The organism is Oscillospiraceae bacterium (genome assembly GCA_031265355.1).
In the GTDB taxonomy this organism is placed as follows: Bacteria; Bacillota; Clostridia; order Oscillospirales; family UBA929; genus JAIRTA01.
The window spans coordinates 1-23,263 of the sequence record JAISCT010000003.1; the positions used below are offsets into that span (position 1 = coordinate 1).

17 protein-coding genes are annotated in these 23,263 nt (G+C 49.7%); 2 read left to right on the forward strand and 15 right to left on the reverse strand.

Going from position 1 to position 23,263, the window contains the following annotated elements; translation table 11 throughout:
- From LBK75_00415 to LBK75_00475, 13 genes are all read right to left on the reverse strand, one after another.
- A partial coding sequence (locus LBK75_00415) for an AMP-binding protein (GenBank protein ID MDR1156760.1) occupies window positions 1-4,073 on the reverse strand: 4,073 nt, incomplete at its 3' end.
- 70 nt (window positions 4,074-4,143) lie between these two features.
- Entirely contained in the window at window positions 4,144-5,151 is a 1,008-nt protein-coding gene (locus tag LBK75_00420) for an electron transfer flavoprotein subunit alpha/FixB family protein (GenBank protein MDR1156761.1), read from the reverse strand.
- The gene (locus LBK75_00425) at window positions 5,148-5,936 is read right to left on the reverse strand and encodes an electron transfer flavoprotein subunit beta/FixA family protein (protein ID MDR1156762.1); all 789 of its coding nucleotides are present in this window, start codon (window positions 5,934-5,936) and stop codon (window positions 5,148-5,150) included. The genes LBK75_00420 and LBK75_00425 overlap by 4 nt, the downstream gene beginning before the upstream one ends.
- A gap of 204 nt (window positions 5,937-6,140) precedes the next feature.
- The gene (locus LBK75_00430) at window positions 6,141-7,280 is read right to left on the reverse strand and encodes an acyl-CoA dehydrogenase family protein (protein ID MDR1156763.1); all 1,140 of its coding nucleotides are present in this window, start codon (window positions 7,278-7,280) and stop codon (window positions 6,141-6,143) included.
- A gap of 113 nt (window positions 7,281-7,393) precedes the next feature.
- Entirely contained in the window at window positions 7,394-8,446 is a 1,053-nt protein-coding gene (locus LBK75_00435) for an HAD-IIIC family phosphatase (protein ID MDR1156764.1), read from the reverse strand.
- Window positions 8,447-8,461: 15 nt separating this feature from the next.
- Window positions 8,462-8,692, reverse strand: coding sequence for an acyl carrier protein (locus LBK75_00440; protein MDR1156765.1), 231 nt, complete (start codon window positions 8,690-8,692; stop codon window positions 8,462-8,464).
- Between the two features lie 50 nt (window positions 8,693-8,742).
- Entirely contained in the window at window positions 8,743-9,582 is an 840-nt protein-coding gene (locus LBK75_00445) for a 3-hydroxyacyl-CoA dehydrogenase family protein (protein ID MDR1156766.1), read from the reverse strand.
- Window positions 9,583-9,636: 54 nt separating this feature from the next.
- Complete coding sequence (locus LBK75_00450) at window positions 9,637-10,635, reverse strand: carbon-nitrogen family hydrolase (GenBank protein MDR1156767.1); 999 nt, start codon at window positions 10,633-10,635, stop codon at window positions 9,637-9,639.
- 963 nt (window positions 10,636-11,598) lie between these two features.
- The gene (locus LBK75_00455; GenBank protein ID MDR1156768.1) at window positions 11,599-12,300 is read right to left on the reverse strand and encodes a GntR family transcriptional regulator; all 702 of its coding nucleotides are present in this window, start codon (window positions 12,298-12,300) and stop codon (window positions 11,599-11,601) included.
- Window positions 12,301-12,460: 160 nt separating this feature from the next.
- Window positions 12,461-13,552, reverse strand: coding sequence for a sugar kinase (locus tag LBK75_00460; protein ID MDR1156769.1), 1,092 nt, complete (start codon window positions 13,550-13,552; stop codon window positions 12,461-12,463).
- Between the two features lie 105 nt (window positions 13,553-13,657).
- Window positions 13,658-14,734, reverse strand: a complete 1,077-nt coding sequence (locus LBK75_00465; GenBank protein ID MDR1156770.1) for an ABC transporter substrate-binding protein — start codon at window positions 14,732-14,734, stop codon at window positions 13,658-13,660.
- Between the two features lie 50 nt (window positions 14,735-14,784).
- Window positions 14,785-15,885 (reverse strand): ABC transporter permease, encoded by a 1,101-nt coding sequence (locus tag LBK75_00470; GenBank protein MDR1156771.1) that lies wholly within the window; start codon window positions 15,883-15,885, stop codon window positions 14,785-14,787.
- A complete protein-coding gene (locus LBK75_00475; protein MDR1156772.1) occupies window positions 15,886-17,427 on the reverse strand; it encodes a sugar ABC transporter ATP-binding protein in 1,542 nt (513 codons plus the stop codon).
- A 293-nt stretch (window positions 17,428-17,720) separates the two neighbouring features.
- Between LBK75_00475 and LBK75_00480 the strand changes: the two genes are divergently transcribed.
- Together LBK75_00480 and uxaC are read left to right on the forward strand one after the other, a co-directional pair.
- Window positions 17,721-18,794, forward strand: a complete 1,074-nt coding sequence (locus tag LBK75_00480) for a LacI family DNA-binding transcriptional regulator (GenBank protein ID MDR1156773.1) — start codon at window positions 17,721-17,723, stop codon at window positions 18,792-18,794.
- 17 nt (window positions 18,795-18,811) lie between these two features.
- On the forward strand, window positions 18,812-20,206 hold the full coding sequence (gene uxaC / locus LBK75_00485; protein ID MDR1156774.1) for a glucuronate isomerase: 1,395 nt from the start codon (window positions 18,812-18,814) through the stop codon (window positions 20,204-20,206).
- Between the two features lie 18 nt (window positions 20,207-20,224).
- Here the strand turns inward: uxaC and LBK75_00490 are convergent, their stop codons facing one another.
- Window positions 20,225-21,844 carry a mannitol dehydrogenase family protein gene (locus LBK75_00490; GenBank protein MDR1156775.1) on the reverse strand — a complete coding sequence of 540 codons (1,620 nt, stop codon included), beginning with the start codon at window positions 21,842-21,844 and terminating at the stop codon, window positions 20,225-20,227.
- Between the two features lie 126 nt (window positions 21,845-21,970).
- Window positions 21,971-23,092, reverse strand: a complete 1,122-nt coding sequence (locus tag LBK75_00495) for a mannonate dehydratase (GenBank protein ID MDR1156776.1) — start codon at window positions 23,090-23,092, stop codon at window positions 21,971-21,973.
- Between the last annotated feature and the right edge of the window lie 171 nt (window positions 23,093-23,263).

Below are 23,263 nucleotides of genomic sequence, written 5' to 3' on the forward strand. Positions count from 1 at the left end.
AATGTAACTTCGTCCGTAAACACCGTTCCCATAGCACCCATCCCAGGTGCTTCATCCATAAGCCGTCCTCGAATTGACACAAGCTTTACAGCTTCTTCCAAGCTCATGATGCCTGCTATGACAGCAGCCGGATACTCTCCGATACTATGGCCCATTACTATATCCGGAACTACACCAAGGCTCTCCCACATTTTACAAAGGGCATATTCAATAGCAAAAATCAGTGGCTGGGCATACATCGTCTTCTCAACCATATCGCTATTGGCATTTTCTCTATAAAGCAAATCAATGATCGATTTTAAGATATAAGGCCTCCAAAGCTTATCACATAAGTACATCGATTCTCGAAATACTTCATTGGTAGCAAAGAGCGTTTTCCCCATATTAACATATTGAGATCCTTGTCCAGTGAACATAAATACCAGTTTTTTGCTTTTTTGTAAAAAAGTTTTTCGTCCAGCATTGCATTCAATACCTTCCGACTCTGTGCCTGCAAAAAATGATTTCAGACGGTAAAGCAACTCTTCTTTGGATTCTCCAATTGCAACCAATCGATAATTAAAATCCGTTCTGCCTCTGTTCGCACTATAGAGTATGTCCGCTAAATCATCCTCTTCATGTGCATCAATACACTGAATAAATTTAAGAACATAGTTACGTAATGCCTTCTCACTCTTTGCTGAGATTTTCAAGATATAGGGAAACCCTTCTCTTTTTCCCAGCCGAGATGTTTCCTGCATGCGCTGCTCTTTATATTCTTCTACAATAATGTGGGCATTAGAACCGCCAAATCCAAAACCACTGATCGCAGCTCTTCTGACGCCATCTTCCTTTTTCCATTCAATATGTTTGTCAACCACGCGAAGCGGAATATGATCCCAGTCTATCAGCGGATTTGGTGTCTGAAAATACAGATTGGCTGGCACCAAAGCATATTTCATGGAAAGCAAGACTTTAATTAAGGAAGCAATTCCAGAGGCCGGTTCTAAGTGGCCGATATTGGATTTTACTGAACCAATTCTCAACGGATTATCCATCGTCCTACCCTTACCATAGGTTTCCGCAACAGCACTAACTTCTATAGGATCTCCTAGTTTTGTCCCTGTCCCATGCATTTCCATATAATCCACATCGCTTGGCTGTAAATGGGCTCTCTTTAAGGTTCTTCGAATTAAATTAGCCTGGGAATTTCCGTTGGGAGCCGTCAAGCCATTACTATGCCCGTCCTGATTAATTCCAGTACCGCAAATTACCCCGTAAATGACATCCTTGTCCATAATGGCTTTGGAAAGCTTTTTCAAAAGTACGACGCCTCCGCCTTCTCCTCTTCCATAGCCATTAGCGCTCGCGTCAAATGCCTTGCTGTGTCCATCCGGCGATGTCGCGCGTAATTTTGTAAAACCTATACTATTAGCTGGGGACAACAATAAATTGACCCCAGCCACCACAGCCAATTCAGTTTCGTCCATCTGTATCGCATTACACGCAAGATGCAACGCCGTTAAAGCGGATGAACATGCCGTATCAACCGCAAAACTAGGCCCTTCAAAACCAAAAGTATATGATAACCTACCACATGCGACGCTAAAACTTGTCCCCGTAAGTGAGTAGGCATCGATTTGCGTCAGATCCCCAGAACTGAGGTGGGCTTGCGTATACTCATTGGAAGAAATACCAAGATATACGCCTGTATCACTACCATTGAATTTTGTAATATCCAAACACGCATTTTCAAACGCTTCCCAAGTAAGTTCCAGCAACAAACGCTGTTGTGGATCTGTAGCCGCCGCTTCTCTAGGTGATATATTAAAAAACTTCGCATCAAATTCATCAATCGGCAACTTCAAAAATCCCGACTTCCGACAATACATCTTACCAGGCACCGTTTCATCCCCAGCATAATATCGATCTACGTCCCATCGTGTTTCAGGAATTTCTATAACGCCGTCTACACCATTCACTAACATTTCCCAGAATTGATCGATATCGTTCGCCCCACCTGGGAAACGGCAACTCATCCCAATAATTGCAATTTTATTATCACCCTGAGCTTTTGAATTCTCTGAATTCTCTTTTTGCTTCTCTCTCTGTTCGGGCATTTTCGTTGAAAGTGAAGAAGCAATCAAACTGGCCAGTTGATCTGGTGTTGGATGATTAAAGATATCAGACACTTGAATATCCACAGAAAACACCTCACTCAGCGAACGAAGTAGAAGTGGTATATTAACGGAAATAATCCCATATTCTTGAAAGGTAAGGTTAAAATCACTTACCTGGATTCCAAACAGATTATACAATGTCTCTACAATAGTGTCCAGAATTCTATCTTTTTTCCACATCTCTGACTTTTGTTGTTTTTGCATCAAATAACTTGCGATCTGATTGGCCATAATAGTATACTCCCCTTTATTATACAAATACGTAAGTTCTATTCTCCTAATTTTTCCACTTCCCGTTTTTGGTAGCTCCAAAATCGGAATAACATCATCCAAAATTACGCCTACCCTCTCAAAGGCCAATTGCTTGGCCTTTTGTATCAAAGTAATAAACGCCTCAACATTGACTGCTTTGTGCATATCCAAATCAGTCGCCACAAAAGCGATGATTCCCTCCGCTTTCTTTCCTATTTGAAATCCATTTGTAACAACAACCTGCTTCCATAAATCTGTATCCATCGCCTGTCTTAGTATATTTTCAACCTGAATACAGGAATATTTTTTCCCATTGCTAATTACCAGTTCTTTTTCTCGTCCAACAACAACCAACTTTCCATGGATCATAAAACCAATGTCTCCAGTAAACCACCACCGATCTTTGATCAATACATTACGTGTTTCTTTCGAATCTTTATAATATTCTCTTGCAACGGATGGTCCTTGCAAAGCAATATAACCAAATGTCTTTTCTGGTAGCAGATTTCCCTCATCATCTAAAATAACGATTTCTACCGAACAAATCGGCGTGCCCATCTCTAAAAAAGTGACTTCATTTGAAAGTTTCGATACTTCGCAATCGACGACCGCCCCTATTTCAATCTCTGAGTTCGATATCCGATAACAATAAACAGACGACTGATATTCGCCAGAAGCTACCATAACGGTCGCTTCTGCCAAACCATAGGCTGGTAAAAAAGCCGACTTTGACAGATGCTGTTTCTGAAGCAACTCCAAAAATTGCTCAACAAGATCCGAACCAACTTGCTCTCCCCCTAATAACATGGATTTAACACAGGACAAATCCCACTGAATCGGTACATTGGCCTTTAAATAAAAATTGATAAAATGTTTGAGCGCAAATGGGATTGTACCAATGCGTGTAATCCTGTACTCTTGCACCATGTTCATCCACAACAAAGGGTTTTGCATATAAGCCGACGTAGGAATCAAGTATTGATCAATACCCACAACGATCGACATCAAATGGTATACCACCAAACCATAACAATGTGTTAATGGTTGCCACGATAATATTGTATCTCGCTGATCTAGTTCATAATGTTTAACCATGGCATGGATGTTAGCCATCAGATTGGAATTTGTAATGGCCGCTCCCCGTGGAATACCGGTTGAACCGGAGGAAAATTGTACATATACAAGATCGTCCCCTTTGGGAATAACGACATCTGTTATCGAAAAATCCGGTGCATTTACATAATCAATCTGAGAAAGATTCACTCCTCGGTCATTTTCTTCTATAGAAAAAAAATTTTCTATAGAAGCTCCGTACAATAGATACGGATGGTCCAATTTTTCAAGGATTTGTTCCACCATCTTATTTCTATATTCATTGTTTTCAGCACTAACAGGGATCGCTATAAATCCATGGATCGCACAAGCCCAAAACCCATACATATATCGCTCAGTATCAGAACAACAAAGTAGGACTTCGGAACCTCTCCGGGCACCTCGTGCTAATAATTGCTTTCCTGTCAACAATGCTCTATTCCAAAGCATTTTGTAAGAAATATATATTCTTGCATCGGATTTAAGAATCGTAACCCCTTTACTACTTTGACTCAAGTCCACCAACGATGATACTATGCTGTCTTTTATATTAAATTGTCGAACAGACAATTCTCTCCACCCCTTTCAGAAAATTTGTTCGCTTAAAAAACCCGCCTACTGTCCTCCACAGAATCGAACGTTAGACTACAATACTTCTCTCCCTTTTTACAAGCAAGAGTTGTTTTTCCATTTCCGCTATAACATCTTCCAGATCTTCGATAATTTGATAATCGGCATAATCAAATATAGTAGCTTTTTTATCTGTATTCACTGCAATAATCAAATCTGCATTTTTGATGCCAACAATATGCTGACTTGCGCCTGAAACGCCAAATCCTAAATATATTTTAGGAGCAATGCTGTTTCCAGACTGACCAATTTGGCGTTCTTTTTCTATCAAACCCATTTCAACAGCCGCCCGCGTTCCAATGATGCCAGCACCACAACGCATCGCAAGCTGAGAAATACGGTCACATGTCTCCTTTTTTTTAACTCCTCGGCCAACACAAAAAGCAATCGAAACTTTTTCCAAATCCATTCCTATCTTTTGCGGAATTTGAACACACTCCAAAATTTCCAAAAACGAATGATCCAAATCATCGTTACTTAGTAGGGTTGGAAAAGTCTCAATTTTCCCTGTTGTTCCATATTCCCACGTTTTTTTGACAAATACATCTTTTTTAATTGTTCCCATCCGAATATTACAGTTAATATATCGAATTTTTGCCAACATCGTTTGATTCATCGCGGTGCGATAAAAAGAGAAATCATCTTCCAATGTCACATCAATACAATCTGCCGTCAAACCAACGTCCAATCGTACGGAAAGCTTTGCCGCGACTGCTTTTCCCCAATCTGTTGCCGGAAATAAAACTACAGCCGGTTCATGTTGTCGAATAACCGATGCCAAAATATCACAAACCCCTCCCATGGAAGGTGACCGATTACACTCGAAGAGAAAAACATAATGCGCACCATAATACAGTAAAGTCTCAAGACGCTCCTGTCGATACGTCCCTACACACAGAGCCGCTACTTTGCTTCGGTAATGTTCCGCGAGGGATCTCGCTTTCGATAGAATCTGCAAAATATGTTCACTAACAAACTCATTGGTGTCGGCTACCACCAATATCTTTTTATCACTCATACACTTACTCCATACCTCTCTTTAGAAGGATTTCCTCCTCGCAACACGTGAAATAGAAATGTTGCCTTACTCTCCACTGAGCCTACTAATTCTACATTTTTCTTTTTAATTAATTCATTTTTTACCTCCAATACTTTCGTTTTGGACCCAGACAGACCACATTGTTGGACATCCACATACAAATCTGCGGCATTCCATATTGAAATTTCCTTTTTCCGCGCACGCTTCATAGCCAACAGGCTGATCTGCGGTTGAGTCAATCTGAAATCACAAAAGGCTACAGCAACTGGCAACTTCAACCGCATCTTGACTATTTCTCTCTTTGTATTTTGCTTGACTATTATTGTGTCATCATCTAAATCTACTATGTCTTCAATTTGTGTCACACACCTATAATTCATACGTTCACTTAAACCATATACGACTTGTCCGGTCTCTCCATCCAATGCCTTCTCACCAAATGCAATTATGTCAGTATATCCAATTTTTTTCAAGGCTCCCCACAAAACATAACTTGTGGCCACCGTATCTGACCCACTAAAAGCAATATCATTTAACAATATCGCCTGGTCCACACCTAAAGCTATTGTTTTGATCAAAATAGATTTTGACCCCTGTGAACCCATACATAAACTAATAACTTCACATTCACAATCGCGTTTCAGCTGGATACAACGCTCTAAAGTATACAAATCATATGGGTTCATCACGAATTGATCTTGGCGTTCCTCGTTTGGATAAACAAACTCGCTTCGAACTGGTTTAATACAAACAACAATTCGCATAATATTACATGTGATGAAAAACAGAACATCATTTACATCACATGATCTCCTTCCCTCATAAATTTGTCGAGACAGCAAAGAACTGCAAATTATTAAACGGAGTTACGATTTCTGCCGCTCAAAAGGAATGTAAAGCGCAAACCCACCAAAGATTGAATCTATGATTTTGTCCACAAAACTCACACTTTTTCTGTCTAAGTCTAATTATCCATATCGGATATCTACCATCTCAAAAATTGTATTCTTCTGCATCTCATTGGTGCCAGAATAGATACTACAAGCAATTGCATCCCTAAATTCTCTTTCGATATCATATTCCTGCGTATATCCATAAGCGCCAAAAATCTGCAACGCATCCCTACATGTTTGGATATATGCTTCACTTACAAATAATTTGAATATTGAAGTCTCTAAATATGCAGAGCGATTCTGATCTTTCAGCCATCCTATTTTATACAACATAAGTTTGACCAATTCAATACTGGTTTCCATTTGTGCAATTTTGTGTGATACAGCTTGGAATTCTTTAATTGATTTTCCGAATTGTTTCCTTTTCTTCACTTGTTCTAAACAAAGTTCCATAATGCGTTGCATCGCACCAACGTGCGGAACAAATTCATAATAGCGTTCCCATTCAATAGCTTGCGTTAAGATTTTGGAGCCACTATGGCACGTACCTATAATATTTGCCTCAGGAACTCTTACATTCTCAAAAAGAATTTCACTAGTCGGACAAGCATTCAAACCCATTTTTTTTATATCTTCTCCAACCTTAACACCTTCGAAGTCTTTTTCAATTACAAATGCCGTCATCTTTTTCACAGGTTCCCATTGTGTAACAGCAAAAACAACAAAGATGTCAGCAATTGGTCCATTTGAAATAAACATTTTTGTACCATTAACAATATAATCTTCGCCGTCTTTTTCCGCTCGCGTTACCATACTCAAAGCATCAGAACCAGATTCTGCCTCCGTTATGGCAATAGCTCCAATCTTTCTTCCACTCACCATCGAAGATAGGTATTTATCTCTTAATTGCTCCGAACCATATAAATAAATAATATTTTGCGAAACCCAAATATGATTATTCACAGCAAAAACAAATCCATTGTTCTTACATGCGTATCCCAACGCTTCCAAAGCAATCCCTGCTGTCAAATAACTTTCTTCCAAACCTCCATATTTTTCCGATACCGTAATTCCTAAAAAGCCAAAATTGGACAATTCCTCCCACATCTCTAAACTAAATTTCTCTAAGGATTCATTTTTATTAAGAGTCATACGCGCGAAATCAATAATTCCCTGTCGATATTCTTTCTGTTCTTTCGTCAAAGTAAAATCCATAAATATCCACCCTATTACTCGTTCTACAACGCAAGATACACTCACTTTGCACTCCTAAATATGACTACATAGGTATTTTATGAAAAAATTTCACTATACTTAATCACTGTACCTTATTCCGCCAAGAGACAATTCTGCAATGCCCTCACCTGTACATAGGTCGGTATCTGTCGTTCTTGTGACAAATCCGCTTCCATTGTAATAAAGGCTGCATTTCTCTCTTTTTCTTTAAACCCATTAAATTTGTAAGTAATATACATAACTCGATTTTGTTCGGTGGGTACAAACCGCGCATGTAAGGCAACCATTGATTTTCTAGCTCGATTAATGATGAGATTGAGAAGAACGTTCCCAACTCCTTTTGCCATCACTCTACAAGACATCAAAAGCAACTTCAGATCCCAAACCCTCTCAGTTCTTTCAATCAGCGCCAATCCAATTTTTCCATATTCACCGAATTTGTCATCCAATTGCGCCACCAAGAGTTCATGACTATCAGATGTCATAAAACTCTTTAGCTCATTATAAGAATACACATAACCCGTCGAATTCAGCTGATGCGTCCTAACAGTTAACTCTTCCATACGCTCTAAATCAGACTCCATTGCAAGGCCAATTATCAACACCATATTCAATGTAGCCAAAAAATCTTCTTTGGTTCCACAAAAATCTTTTTCGATCATATCACGCTGAATATCGTTTTGGTACATTTTACGTCTATTTTGGGAGTCACAAGTGATAAATTTCGGATTCATCCGATCCATATCTAAGATCTTTGAAGCCTGGTCGACATGTATACATAAAATCTGCGGATGGGTAAACGCAACCTCCTGCAATTCAAATTCCTGATCATCCACAAATGCTAATGTATCAATTCCAATGTTGATCTTCTGAGCAATTATTGTCATTGCCTCAGATTTAGCATCCCAATTGAGTTGCGGATAAATGAAATACTCCCATATTCCAAATTGCACTAATTTTTCTTTTGCTCGTTCATAAGTATTCTTACTGCTAATAGACTGAAGAATGCCTCGACTATCCAGAGTTTTAATAATATGGACTATATTCGCATCCACCACCTGCACATCTTCCTCGCTAAGGATTCCTTCCCATATTGTATTATCTAGATCCCATACCACACATTTAATTTTGTTTTCATTGTTCATAAATTAACCTCATTCTTATAATTTCGACTGTACTAATTGAATAATTGAATCTACACTCTTGAAGTTTTCAAGATCCAATTCATCATTCGCAATTCCAATCCCCCATGAATTTTCAACAAAACTAACTAACTGCATAGCAAACAGAGAACTCAAAAGCCCTTTTTCAAAAATATTATCACCATCCTGCAAGTCAGATATATCCATAAACTTGCTAAAAAAAACCCTTATCCTTTGCTTATCATCCATTTGCAATCCTCTTTTCAAAATAGCTATTTATAATCTATTTGATACACTATTCAATATTCATAAAATCCCACTCCACTTTTTTGCCCCAACTTCCCTGCATAAACCATCTTCTTCAGCAAAGGGCAAGCTCTAAATTTCGAGTCTTCATATTGATCATACAAGACTTTTAACGAATCCAATACCGTATCGATTCCGATTAGATCTGCTGTTTGCAACGGGCCCATCTTATGACCATAAGCCTGCTTAAAAATTGTATCAATTTGTACTGGTGTCGCAACACCTTCATAAACCAGAAAGGCAGCCTCATTCATAAAAAGATGAGATAAACGATTTGAAACAAAGCCTGGACTATCATTGACGACTTCAATAGAAATTCCCACATTTTGCAGAAATACATTGATTTTTTCTATTGTCTCTTCTGAAGTAAACTCGCTACGAATCACCTCAGAAAAATGAATCATCGGAACTGGATTCATGAAATGAACCCCAACAACTCTATCTGCTCGTTTCGTAAAGGACGCAATATAGGTAATAGGGATACAAGATGTATTCACCATATAAACGCACTCATCTATGCATACACTTTCCAGTTCTTGGTATACTTTTCGTTTTACTTCAACATCTTCTGATACATTTTCAATAACATAATCCACACTAACCAATACACCACAATCCGTAGAAGTTGTGAGTCTAGCCATCATCTCCTGAACGTTGCTTTTGGCCTTAAACATATTATGGATCAAAAGATTTCTCTGAATGCTTTTTATCGCGTCCTTTAAAATATCTTCTCGAATATCAACAAGAAATACAGAATAATCATGTTCCATCATCCGTTGGGCAACCCCTCTGCCCATGACCCCTGCACCCACAACCCCGATACACTTTCCCAAATTGGCTTCCTCCTTCTATGAGATATTTTACAGGAAATAAATTTCCTATTTCACTCATCTAAACCGTTGATATAAATCCTCTCGGCGATCCTGTTTAAAAGGGAACTTTAATCGATAATCTTCAACATTATCATAAAGATCAAATAACATTGCACCATCCTGATGCTGTTGTGCAGTCACCGTCTCTCCATTCGGATTAATCACAGCGCTGTCTCCTGAATAGCATACATGCCCTTGTTCTCCAATACAATTCACGCCCAATATATAACATTGATTTTCAATTGCTCGAGCTCTCAGCAAACAATTCCAATGGGCGATTCTTACCTTCGGCCAATTGGCAGCGACAATAATAAAAGAAGCTTTTTTTGACATTATCTGAAAAAGCTCTGGAAATCGCAGGTCATAACAAATTGCAGTAGAAAAAACGTAGTTTTGTAATTGGAAAAAACACAGCTTCTCTCCAGCAACAAAACTTTGATCCTCTTTTGCAAACGAAAACGGATGAATTTTAACATAATCGGATAAAATGACTCCGGACGCATGTAAAACTGTATAATGATTTTCAGCCAGATCTCTATTTCTTTTAACCCAACCAAAACCAATCGCAAGTTCTTTAGAGTCCATCCACGACAAGACACGTTCGTATAGATTATGTTCCGATGTTTTCTCCGTATTCATAGAAAAACCAGTAAAACTCATCTCTGGAAACAAAATAAGATCAGCAGCGTTATATATCGCTTTCTTTATCACTTCTTGCGCCTTTTGGTAGTTGCTCTGTTTATTTTCAAAAATAATATCTGTTTGACAAATTGCTATTCTCATTTCACCAAGCTCCAATAATAACAATGACAAATTATATTCCTTATTCCTCAAATTTCTGTTGCTTCTGAAGGCCTTGGCAAGCAAAGCATTTATCGGTTCAAATATTTGATCGGGAGCTTGATCCATAGAAACGATCGTAGTGCTTCTCAATAAAATTAGGTCTGAACCTTCTTTTTTGCCTGTGGGGACTGTGACCAGACATAACCGCATCCGAATGTCCGTGTTGGTCATCCCTGACACTTCCGCATATGTCAGACCCTGTCTAGCAGCAACGCTTCTGTATATCCCCTACTGTCGATTTGCCACAGTTCACACTGGTAGCAATCTCTCGTTGCGAGAGCCCTTGCTCCCACAATCTCATGAATTCCAGAATACTCACAATTTCTATGCATCTCATTTTCATCTCCCTCGTACAACAAGCTCAGCTATTATACAGTAGATTTGTTTTTCTTGATGCCGACCGCGCTACCCGGATGCTGTGCGATTACCCACTTTCAATTTCGCCGCAATATCGGTGACCAAAGCAGTTGTGGTATGAATTTACGCACCACGCTCCGTGTACAGGCACCTCAATTTCAACATATTGGGGGTGTGGTGCACAAATATACAAAAATCACAGCTCATTAAGAATTACGGCCACTTCTAAATGTCTCTTCCCTTGTTGCCATTGCCCATCCGCATGTACGCGTGTGGACCCCCCTTAAGTGGGCACTGCTTTTGGCTGTCCATAGGCAACTTGCTCCGGCTCTTGATGGACATTTAGCCTCGGCGCTCGGCACGGCAGGTGAGCGCCGAGCGCGACGAACGGTTACAATATATATCAGATCTTCCCATAAGTCAACAGTAATTATCTGTAGATTTTTTGAAATTTATCCCTACTTCTTCGCCATGTTTTTCCTATTTGTTTCCATTTTCGATCTGAATCTGTCAAAAATAAATCATTTCGACACTTTTTGTTCACTCAGTTGCATGCAAAAGCATGCAAAAAAATATTCAACTATTTAGTGAACCTATATCCGCAGTCACCTAAAAACCACGTTGACCACCCATTCAAGCTTATAGCTGTCACAAGGCAAAGCGCTCCCCGCGAATATGGGGAACGCTTTGCCTTGTGATGGGCGCGGCCCGGGGCGTCTTCACGCCGGAATTCGGCCAACACGGTCTCCCGCGCTACTCTCTGTACCGCAGGCCAAATCACTTAAAATACGTGGGGTATTTTTGCCGGATCAGCTCTTCGTCGATTTTATACCGCGACAGATGCTTCTCCACATGGAACTTCGCGGCCGCCTTGTCCTTCTCTTTGACGGCCACGAGAATGGATTGGTGGTCCGACACGATCTTGATGTCTTTGATCGTGTTGAGGCTCATCTTGCGCACGCGGTCAAAGTGCACGGCCATGGACTCCAGAAAATAATACGTCTGCGCCTTGTTGGCGATCAGGAAGATCCGCTTGTGGAACATATCGTCCAGTTCCAGCAATTTGTCGGCGCTGTTGTTGGCGAGACAAAAATTCTGCCTCGCCAGATTCTCTTCCAGCGCGAGGACGTCGTCCTCGCTGGCCGCGTCACAGGCGAGCTCCACCACGGCGACCTCCAAAACCAAGCGCATGAAACGGGCCTCTTCGACGAGATTGTAGTCGATTTTCGAGATCATACTTCCCTTCTGCGGATACACCTCGACAATCTTCGTCTTGCTGAGTTCGATCAGCGCCTCGCGCACCGGCGTCCGCGAGAAACCGATCTTGGCCGCGAGATCGGCTTCGCTGACCATCGTCCCCGGCTCCAGTTCCAGCATGATGATGGCTTTTTTCAAGATGCGGTAAGCGCGGTCCCGGGCCGACTCCCTCATCGGAAACTCCGTGTACATCTCCAGAGGAATCGACCTCCTTTCACACAAAATGGCTGTCCGCCTAATTATACCATATGTCGCGCCTGTCTGCCAGTATTTTAGTGTATTAGGGCACTACGATGAGAGGCGCCCATTTCTTGCTCGGCAAACGGGGCGCCGCTCTCCTTTCGGGGACGACAAATTTTCTAGAGATTCAGAGATCGGGCCGTTACCGCTGGACCCGAGCGCCGGCGCCCTTCATCAGGGCCTCCACCTCGCTCTTACGGGCCATAGAGGTGTCCCCGGGGGTGGTCATGGCGAGCGCGCCGTGGGCCGCGCCATAGCCCACGGCAGCGGCGGCAGAACCGGTGGTCATCAGGCCGTAGATAAGGCCCGAGGCAAAGCTGTCGCCCCCGCCCACCCGGTCCAGAATCTCCAGGGCGGGATAGTCGTCCGCCTTGTGCACCACGCCGTCTGACCAGGCGATGGCGGACCAGTCGTTGACCGTGGCGGTCTTGACCTCTCGCAGGGTGGTGGCGATGACCTTGAAGTTGGGGTAGGCCCTGGCAGCCTGGTCGATCATGGCCTTGTAGCCGTCGATAGAGAGTTTCTTCAGGTCGCCGCCCTCGATTTCAAAGCCGAGGCAGGCGGTAAAGTCCTCTTCGTTGCCAATCATCACATCGATGTACTGGGCGATTTCTTTGTTGACTTCCTGCGCCTTGGCCTTGCCGCCGATCTCCCGCCAGAGAGAGGGACGATAGTTGAGGTCATAGCTGACGGCGGTTCCGTACTTCTTGGCCGCCTTGACCGCCTCGACGACCACTTGGGCGGTGGTCTCGGACAGCGCGGCATAGATGCCGCCGGTGTGGAGCCAGCGGGCGCCCAGTGCGCCGAAGATGCGGTCCCAGTCGACGTCGCCGGGTTTCATCTGGCTGGCGGCGGTATAGGCGCGGTCCGAGATGCCCAGCGCGCCCCGCACGCCATAGCCGCGCTCGGTGAAGTTGATACCGTTGCGCGCCTTGCGGCCGATGCCGTCAAAGGGAACCCACCGGATAAACTCCGTGCCCACGCCGCCCTGCTGAATGAAGTCCTCGATGAGGTAGCCGACGTCATTCTCCGCCAGGGCTGTGACGACGGCGGTGTCCATGCCGAAACACTTCTTCAGGCCGCGGGCGACGTTATACTCGCCGCCGCCCTCCCAGGCGGTGAAACGGCGGGCGGTGCGGATACGCCCCTCACCGGGGTCCAGGCGCAGCATGACTTCGCCCAGAGAGATGAGGTCGTATTTGCAATCTTTCTTGTCTCTCAAATTCAAGTCCATAACTCTCTCCTTAACCGCGGGGCTGCCCGCTCTGTAACTCTCACAAACCGCCGCCCTCCGCCCAAGGGCGAAGGGCGGCAGCACAACACATGTGTAGGGTTTGCTTTAGCCGCCGTTTACGACGTTCTGGACCTCGGCGGAGTCCACATTGGCGTTGTCGACGACCATAACGCCGGTGTCGACGACCTTCTCTGTCACGGTGCCGCCGTTGGCGATCTCCAGGGCTTTCTTGATGCCGTCGTAGCCCATGTAATATTGGCGCTGCAAAACGGTGGCGACGTTGTAATCGGCGTTGCGGACAATGGCCTCCATCTCGGCGGAGAAGTCAAAGCCGACCATGGTGATGTCCGTGCGGCCCGACTCCTCAAGCGCCTTAACGAAGCCGACGGTGGAGCCGTTGTTGGGGGCAAAGAAACCGATCAGGTTGGGATACGAGGTGATGAAGTCCTGGCCGAAGGTGAGGGCCTTCTGGGCGTCGCCGTCGTTGACCTTGATCTCGTCCCACAGGACCTTCCAGGCGGCGGGGGCGTTGGCATCCCAGTACTCCTTGAAACCATCGTCGCGGTCGATGATGGCCTGAGAACCGGTGGAGCCGACGGTGACGGCGATGACGCCTTCTTTGTCCTCGGGCGTGCCAATGGCTCTCAGTTTCGTGAGCATTGCCTCGGCGGCCAGCCTGCCGGCGGCGATGTTGTCAGTGAGATAGGCGGCGCTGTAGTCCTCGGTGTCAACGGAGGAATCGATGAGGATGATGGGGATACCGGCCTTGAACTGCTCGGAGACGGGCGCGGCCATGGCCTTGCGGTCCAGAGGCGCGATGACGATGCCGTCAGCTTTGGCGGAGACGGCGTCCTGCAGCAGGGCGACCTGTTTCTCAACCTCGGACTCGGCGGCGGTGCCGATGATGACCACATTACAGCCCAGATCCTCGCCGGCCTTGCGGGCGCCGGCCTCAACTATGGACCAATACTGGTTACCCAGCACCTTCACCAGAATATAGATGGTCTTCTTCTCAGCGGCGGGCGGCGTGTTGGGCGCGGGCGGATCGTTTGCGGCGGACGAATCGCCTGTGGTGGAAGTGCCGGAACCGGCGGGAGACGTGCTGGGGACGTCGCCTGTGGCGCAAGCGACCAGAGCACACATCATGGCAAGGGCGAGGACAAGCGCGGTCAGTTTTTTCATTTTGATTTTCCCCCTATATAATTTTATAGTTTCCGGTGGGTACCGGTCAACTAACCAGCCTTGGCTTGGGACGTGAAGAAACGCGTATAGAGTACCCGCAGAGGGGAAGGCGTCACAGAGCCGCTCCTGCGGTGGCGGCGCATCTGCTGGGCGACGGCGATGACCAGAATCATGCCAATGATGACCTGCTGCCAGTAAGAGTTGACGCCTATCAGATTCAGGCCATTGCGGATCACGCCCATCATAAGGGCGCCGATGATGGTATTGAGGATGTTGCCCTCGCCGCCGGTGATGGCGATGCCGCCCAGAACGGCGGCCGCAATGGCTTCCATCTCGTAGCCGTTGCCGGCCATAGGCTGGGCGGAGGACATACGGGAGGCCACCAAGATGCCGCAGATGGCGGCGGAAAAACCGGACATGCAGTAAGCGAACATACGGGTGCCCACAGCGTTGATGCCGGAGAGCTTGGCCGCCTCGAGGTTGGAGCCGCAGGCGTAAATCTGACGGCCGATACGGGTCTTGGCCAGCACAACACCCAGAATCAGCGCGTAGACCAGCATGATGATGACGCTGTACGGAAGGCCGCCGGGGAAGCGTCCGCCGCCGAGCTGATAGAACCACCACTGCGTGCCGCCCACAGCACCGACAGCCTCGCCCGGGATATCCACGGTATAGACCGGGGCGCCGTCGACCAGACCGTTTGCAAGGCCGCGGTACACCCACTGGGTGCCGAGGGTGGCGACGAAGGGGATGACGCCTAAAATCTCGATAAAGTAGCCGTTCATGATGCCGGTGAGGACACCCATGATCAGGCACAGGACAATGCACAGCCACATGGGCCACCCGCGCACCAGCAGGGACACCACGATGATGCCGGACAGCGCCATGGACGCGCCGGCTGACAAGTCGTTGCCTCCGCAGACCAGACAGAAGGTCAGGCCGCAGCCGATGATGGCGTAGGTGACGATCTGCTGCAGCAGATTCTGAATGTTGTTGGTCGAAAGAAACACACCGGGCCTTAAGAAAGCGAACAGGACAAACAGGGCGATCAGCAGAAACATGGACGATATGGCACGTTTGGTCGCTACGCCAAGGTTCCCATAGAACCCGGAGAATGCATTGTTGCTTTCCTTCTTCTCTATTTTTCGCATCTAACTCACGCTCCTCGAAGAAATCACGGGGGCCTCCTTGGCCTCCAATTTATTGTAACCGGCGGCGAGGTACAAAAGCTCCTCCTGAGACGTCTTTTGGGTCTCCAGCTCGCCGTTGATGCTCCCCTCGTGGATCACAAGCACGCGGTCGCTCATGCCTAAAATCTCAGGCAACTCCGAAGAGATCATGACGATGGCGACGCCCTGATCGCTGAGCCGGTTAAAGAGCTGATAGATCTCGAACTTGGCGCCCACGTCGATGCCGCGGGTGGGTTCGTCGACGATCAAAATTTTAGCGTTGTTGCACAGCCATTTGGAGAGGACGATCTTTTGCTGGTTGCCGCCGGACAGGTTGTGGGTCAACTGGCGGATGGAAGGGGTCTTGGTGCGCAGCATCTCCCGATATTTCTCGGCGTTTCGCGCCCCCTCTTTGTCGTTGACGAAACCGAATTTGGTAAGCTGCCGCAGGTGGGCCATGTTTGTGTTGTATTCCACATCCAGGCCCAGCGCCAAACCGTCATACTTCCGGTCCTCGGTGACATAGGCGAGACCGTGGTCAATGGCCTGAATGACAGAGCCGATTTTTACTGGCTTGCCATCGATCTCGACCTCCATGGTCTGTACCTTGTCGGCGCCGAAGACACAGCGCATGATCTCGGTGCGACCCGCGCCGACCAACCCCGAGATGCCCAGGATCTCGCCCTTGCGCACATAGAAACGATCCACGTTCAGAGGCAGGCGATTGAAGGCCTTGAGATTTCTGACCTCCAGCGCCACATCGCCGAGCTTGCGCTTATACTTGGGGTACTTGTCCTCCAGAGAGCGTCCCACGATCATGTTCACAAGCTGCTCCATGGTAATCTCCGCAAGATTGCTGGTGCCGATGTACTGGCCGTCACGGATGACGCTGGCCCGCTCACAGATCTGATTGAGCTCCTCCATGCGGTGGGAGATGTAGACCATGCCGACTCCCTTCTTCTGGAGATTGCGGATGATGCCGAAGAGCTGCTGGATCTCCCGCTCGGTCAAAGTGGCGGAGGGCTCGTCGAGAACCAAAATGCGGGCATTGTAGGAGATAGCCTTGGCGATCTCCACCATCTGCTGCTGGGCCACCGAGAGCTTACTCACCATCGTGTAGGTGTTGATATGAATGCCCAGATCCTCCAGAATCTTCTTCGCATTTTTGTGCATCTGCCGGTCGTCGATCAGGGGACCCCTTTTGGCGGGGCGTCCGATGAAGATGTTATCGGCCACCGTCATGTGACGGCAGAGGGTCATTTCTTGGAAAATAATGCTAATCCCGAGCTCGTGGGCTTTCGCGACTGAGTCGATGTTGACCTTTTCTCCCTCGATGTATATCTCACCCGCGTCGGCACGGTAGACGCCGGTCATGATCTTCATCAGCGTGGACTTTCCGGCGCCATTTTCCCCCACCAGCCCGTGAACCTCCCCCTTATTTACGGAAAAGGACACATTGTCCAACGCCTTGACGCCGGGGAAGGACTTGCAGATGCCCTCCATGCGAAAGAGCTCCTCGGCCATTGCCCTCACCTCTCTCAAAACCACACCGTGTGTTTTCGTGTACGTTAACGGTACAATCACATTGATTATAAGGCCTCTTCATTCTTTAGTCAATATATTGTCCATAAAATTTTTGTCAGTTTTTATTTTTTATTAACTATTTATAAAAATAATCCTGAAATTCTGGCGTGCAAAAACGTTAATGCACACGAAACTTTTCTGTACATTCTCTGTACATTCGAAATACTTTCTGCTATAGTACAAGAGAGCCCCGCTCAGAATCGGTGTATCAAAACTGTCAGGAGTTTGATGTTATGGCGCGTGTTACCTTGAAAATGATAGCCGAAAAAGCAAATACCTCCATCGGCACCGTGGACCGGGCGCTGAACAACAGGGGCGGCGTAAGCGAGGAGAGCAAGGCTCGGGTGCTCCAAGTCGCCGAGACGCTGGGGTACCGTCCCAACAAGTTGGCCAGCGCCCTGGGCCGGAAAAAAACCATCCGCATCGGCGTGGCCTACCCCGAGGAACCGATGGACTTCTACAGGGACATTGACCGGGGCTTTGATAAGGCCCGGGAGGAACTGCAGGATTACGGCGTCGCCGTAGAAAAGATCCGATACAGAACCCAGGACCCGAAGATCGCCCGCGCCCGCCTTGCCCAGATCAACCCCGCCGATTACGACGGGCTGGCCATCAACGCAATCGGCAGCGTCAATGTGTCTGAGATTGACCGCCTCGCGGCGGCCGGCACCCCGGTCGTCACCTTTAATACCGACGCCCCCGACAGTCAGCGTCTGTTCTACGTGGGCAACAATTCCCACCGGTCCGGTTTGATGGGGGGTGAGTTGCTCAGCACGCTCCTCCATGGCAAAGGGAACGTCACGGTACTTGGCAATTTTAGCCAGGCCACCCCTTTTATTGAGCGATTCGGCGGCTTTTGCGAATATGCCCAGTTGGAGGCCCCGGGCATACACATTTACCCCTGCTCCGAGTGCCTCAGCGACCCAGACTTGGCCGCCAAGAGCCTGACAGATTTGATAGCCCGGGTGAGTGACATCAACGGCGTGTTTTGTACCGGCTACTCCTGCACCATCGGAGCGGTCCAGGCCATCAAGGCCCTGAACCGCCGCGATATTCAGGTGGTGGGGTATGACCTGACCGAACGGACCGCCGCCGCTCTCCGGAATGGCTGGTGCAGCGCGCTGCTCTATCAGGACCCTTACCGCCAAAGTCTTCAGGCCGCCCGGCTGCTGGTGCGGCACGTCCTGGAGGGGTGGACGCCCCTCCGACCCCGGCTCCACGTGGATACGCGCATCATCATCAAGACCAATCTTGACAGCTACATGGACCCTCAGCGCGAGTGGCTGCAGTCGAATTTGGAACAATAATGAAGGCAGGTAGAACTATGAAAGCGTTTATGAACGAGGATTTTCTTTTGACGACAGAGACGGCCCGCGTGCTTTACCACGACTACGCCGCTAAAATGCCCATCATCGACTATCACTGTCATGTCCCCCCTCAGGAGATCTACGAGGACCGGGTATACGACAACATCGCCCAGGTCTGGCTGGGTGGTAATTTTTATGGCGACCACTACAAGTGGCGCATTCTGCGCGCCTGCGGCGAGCCGGAGCGTTTCATCACCGGCGACGGCAGCGACTACGAGAAATTTCTGGCTTTTGCCCGCTGCATGCCGAAGATCCCCGGCAATCCGGTCTACCATTGGGCCCACCTGGAGCTAGGGCGGTACTTCGACTGCAACACGCCCCTAAACGAGGACAGTGCTCCTGAGATCTGGGCCCTCTGCAATGAAAAGCTGCGCGGCGGACTCTCGGTCCGTGAGATCCTCCGCCGCTCCCGCGTGGCGGGCCTCGCAACCACCGACGATCCCTTAGACACGCTGGAATGGCACAAGAAACTGGCCGCAGATCCCACTTTTCCCGTCGCCGTCAAGCCCGCTTGGCGGCCTGACAGACTGATAAACATCCACAAGGCGGGTTTTGCCGAGTACATCGCCAAACTGGACGGCGTGAGCGATATGGACTCCCTCCGCGCTGCCGTCCGCGCCCGGATGGATCACTTCGACGCCCATGGCTGCTCCGCCTCCGACCACGGCCTCGAGTTTTTGGCGTGCGAGCCTGCCACCGAGGCCGCGCTGAACACCATCCTCGCCAAGGGTTTAAAGGGCGAGGCAGTCACCCTTCGAGAGGCCGCCGCCTTCCAGTATGCCTGTATGCTCTTCTTGGGCGAGGAGTACGGCAAGCGCGGCTGGGTTATGGAGATCCACTATGGCGCCGCACGCAACATCAACACGGCCCAATTCGGAGTGATGGGCGCCGACACGGGGTACGACGCCATTGCCCCTGTCATTTCAGTGGCAGGTCTGCCCGTTCTGCTGGACGAGTTGAACAGCAGAGGCCGCCTGCCCAAGACCGTGCTCTTCTCCCTCTCCCCCAACGACGACGCTATGCTTTCCACCATCGCCGGCGGTTTCCAGTCCGAGGGGGTGCGGGGCAAGGTTCAGCAGGGCTCGGCCTGGTGGTTTAACGACACGAAACAGAGCATGGTAAACCAGATAACCACCATGGCCTCCCTGGCCCCTCTGGATAACTTCCTGGGTATGGTCACCGACTCCCGCAGTTTTCTAGCCTACCCCCGGCACGAATATTTTCGCCGCATCCTCTGCGAGCTGCTGGGCAAATGGGCGGAGGACGGCGAGTACCCAGGCGACCTGGAGCGGCTGGGCAAACTGGTGCAGAACGTCTCTTACAACAATACCAAAGAATACTTCGGTTATTAGCCCCGCGGCACTCAGAACTCAGCACTCAGCACTTAAAAAATCACGAAGCGTGCGCCGCACGGCCCCCGGGCCGGTCAGCATGCGCAGGAAATTCGTCTCCACCCTGTCGCCAAGCCCTACCTGAAAGAGGTCGACGCCAAACAGGACAGGGTTTGACAGGAGGGGACGCAGCTGTCCCCGGTAGGTCTCAGGCCGGCCCGCGACGACGTCCGCCAGGGCCGGCCGAAGCACGTCCAGCAGCGGATCGCCGCTGAGCGTCATCGGGCGCAGCCCATCGTCCACGCCGAGCAGATACCGACACCAACCCGCGAGCACCAGCGGAATGCCAATTAATGTGTCCGCACGCATATCCTCCCGCGCGGCATACGCCTTGAGGGTCTCCCCGAACCGGATGGGGATCTTTTGGCTGGTGTCTGTGGCAATCCGTTGCGGCGTGTCGGGGATAAAGGGGTTCGGCAGCCGCTCTCTGAGCGTCTCCTCTAAAAATGCGCGGGGCTGGATGATCTTTGGATCGGCCACCACGGGCAGCCCCTCGTCATATCCGATCCGCTCCACGAGCTTTCGCAGGTCCTCGTCCGCCATCTCGGCCGCGATGCTCTCATACCCCAGCAGGCACCCAAAAACGGCGAGCGCCGTGTGCAGTGGATTTAAGCAGGCCGTGACCTTCATACGTTCCGCGGCGCCGACGGTCTCTCGGTCCGTAAAATAGACGCCGGCCTTCTCGAGGCAGGGGCGACCGTTTGGAAAATCGTCCTCGACCACCAGGTACTGCGGAATTTCGGCGTTCACATAGGGGGCGATGAACGTGCCCCTGTCCGTGACCACCGGCGCTAAATCGATGCCGCGCGCCGCCAGCCTCTCACGCACCGCCTCCGACGGCCGCGGCGTGATCTTGTCGATCATCGTCCACGGGAAGGACACCCGGCACTTGTCCGACAGATAGTCCACAAACCCCGGCCCCACAAGGCCCCGCCCCCGCCAGATCTCGGCCACGGTCAGGACAGCGGCGCGCAGTTTGTCCCCATTGCCGCTGCAGTTGTCCAGGCTGACCAATGCCACGGGCTGTGCGCCGGCGCGGTAACGCGCGTAGAGCAGCGCGGCCGCGAGGCTCACTGTGTGCCGGGCCCGACCGGGCCCGTTTTGTAAATCGGCCGCGACGGCGGGCAGGTACGCCCCGCCCATGTCGGTGAGGGCATACCCCTTCTCGGTGATCGTGAAGCTGACAAGTTGCAGACCGGGGGCGGTGAATACCTTTGTCAGTGCTTCCCACTGGGCCGTGTCGTCCGCGTCGGCTCGGTAGGCGTCGGCGACGCTGGCCACGAGGCGCTCCTGCGTAGACCCGTCGGCCCGCATGCCGACGGACAGCGCCAGGTTGTCGTAGGGCCGATAGATCTTTTCGATGATGTCGTAGTCAAAGGCCTCCGCCACGACGAGGCCGCACCGGGCCAGCCCCTCGTCCAGCAGCCGCTGCTGCAGCGCGGCGATGAAGCCACGAAACAGATTGCCTGCGCCGATGTGGACCCACACCGGAGCCCGGCGCGTCTCCGCCCGCATCCGGGCGTAGGAAAATCTTGGCAACGCCACCCCGGCGGACACCCACGCACCCTTTTCCAGGTCCTCGATACACAAACGCGGCATACCGCACCCTCCTCCCCGCACCGACGCGATACGGCGGCCTCCCGCGCCGGTGCGTCTGGACTGTCTGTAATTTCCATTTTTGTCTGATTCCTTCATGGATCCGATTGAACCATGGGTGCGATGGAGTCAGCGGGCGGGTTCTCCGACAGTCGCCAACGAGATGGTCCGGCGCATCCGCCGGCGGCCGCTCATCTTGTCGATCGCCTCCCAGAGCCCCAGCAAGTAGTTGGCGCCCAGCGCCCTGTCGTACAGACCGTAGCCGGGCCGGGCCATCTCGCCCCAGATCATGCGCCCATGGTCAGGCCGGATGTACCCGTCGAACCCGCAGTCGTGCAGCGCCTCTACGATGGCGAACATATCGAGATCCCCGCAGGCGCTCAGATGGGCGCTCTCGTCGAAGTCCCGGTCGCTCAAGTGTTTGAGATTGCGCAGATGTGCGAAGTGGATGTGCGGGGCGAATTCGCGGACAATGGCGGGGATGTCGTTGTCCGCCCCGGCGCCCAGGCTGCCCGTACACAGCGTGAGGCCGCTGTACGGGCTCTCGTACAGCGAGAGAAAGGTGCGGATGTTGTCCGCCCCATTCACCAGCTTGGGCAGCCCAAACAGGGACCATGGCGGGTCGTCGGGGTGGATCGCCATCTTCACGTCGTATCGCTCGGCGGCGGGGATCACAGCTTCTAAAAAATACTTGATATGCGCCCAGTAGTCCGCCGCCGTGAGATGCCGGTAGAACTCGATGTCGGCGGCCATGGTCGCGAACCGTTCCGGCTCCCAGCCGGGCAGTGAAAATCCCCGGGATTTCCCCACCATGGCGTCGGCCATGTGCTTTGGGTCCATGGCCACTGCCTTTTCGTGGCGGTAGGCCATAACGCTGCTGCCGTCGGGAAGCTGGTGGGCGAGGTCGCTGCGTACCCAATCCATCACGGGCATAAAGTTGTAGCACAGGCACCGAACGCCCACAGCGGACAGATGCTTGATTGTTTCGATGTAATTTTGAATGTACCTATCCCGCGAGGGCAGTCCTTTTTTGATGTCCTCGTGGATGTTGACACTCTCAATCACTTCCATCTCAAGCCCGGCGTCATTGATCTCCCGCCGCAGCGTCCGCAGTTCATCCAGCCCCCACACCGCACCCACCGGGACGTGGGGCAGACAGGCGGCCACGCCGGATATGCCCGGCGTTTGCTTGATCTGCTCCAAGGTCACACTGTCGTCCCCGTGGGGAAACCACCGCAAGATCATCTTCAAGTCAGTTGTCCTCCAATGTGATATTTTCTATTTTTCTGCTGGGGCATCTCCTCCGTCCGTGCCTTATGGCGGACGTCCGCCGCCAGCCGCTCCCCCGGCCCCCGCAGACGGGGGCCGGGTACGGCTGAGAGGTTGAGATGAAGGAGATATCCCGGACAATGCCGGATCAGT